At 69.4% G+C, this 854-nt stretch carries 1 protein-coding gene; it reads left to right on the top strand.

All coding sequences use genetic code 11. From position 1 onward, the window contains the following. Window positions 1-854, top strand: an 854-nt coding sequence (locus tag KIP79_RS46200; RefSeq protein ID WP_214111432.1) for an ATP-binding cassette domain-containing protein, incomplete at both ends; no start/stop codon positions are given.

The following is an 854-nucleotide window of genomic DNA, read 5'->3' as shown; positions in this document are numbered from 1 at the left end:
GGGGAGATCCGGCCGGGCACCGAGGTGGGCCGCCTGTCGCCCGCCGGTAAGCAGGTGGTCTCCATGGCGCGGGCGCTGTCGCATGATGCCCGGCTGATCGTGATGGACGAACCCTCGGCGGCGTTGGCGCATGACGAGGTGTCCAATCTGTTCCGGATCATCCGGGAGTTGACCGGTCAGGGGGTGGCGGTCATCTACATCTCTCACCGGCTGGAGGAGATCCGCGAGATCGGCGACCGGGTCACCGTGCTCAAGGACGGCCGCACGGTAGCGGTCGGGTTGCCCGCCCGGACCACGCCGACGGCGACGGTGGTGTCGTTGATGACGGGCCGGAATGTGGAGTATGTCTTCCCGCCCCGCCCCACCGGCGGCTTGGGCGAGGAGGTGCTGCGGGTGGAGAACCTGTCGGTGCCCGGCATGGTGGCCGGTGTGTCCTTCAGCGTGCGGGCGGGGGAGATCGTCGGTTTGGCGGGTCTGGTGGGTTCGGGCCGGTCGGAGATCCTGGAGGCGGTGTACGGGGCGCGTAAGGCCACCGGGACGGTGGTTTTGCGGGGGGAGCCGGTCAAGCTGGGCGACACTTCTCGTTCGGTGCGGTTGGGGATGGGGTTGGCGCCGGAGGAGCGCAAGGCGCAGGGGCTGCTGCTGGATCAGAGTGTGGCCCGCAACATCACCCTGGCCAGTCTGGGCCGTTACTCGCGGCTGGGCTGGCTGAACCGCCGGCAGGAGAACGCCGAGGCCGAACGCCTGGTCAAAGCCCTCGACATCCGCCCGCCGGACCCGAACCGGCCGATCAAGACGTTGTCGGGTGGTAACCAGCAGAAGGCGGTGCTGGGCCGGTGGCTGGTCGGTGAGGG

The sequence above is a fragment of the Acrocarpospora catenulata genome (assembly GCF_018476525.1).
Lineage (GTDB): Bacteria > Actinomycetota > Actinomycetes > Streptosporangiales > Streptosporangiaceae > Acrocarpospora > Acrocarpospora catenulata.
This window is presented reverse-complemented; position numbering and strand designations above follow the sequence as displayed.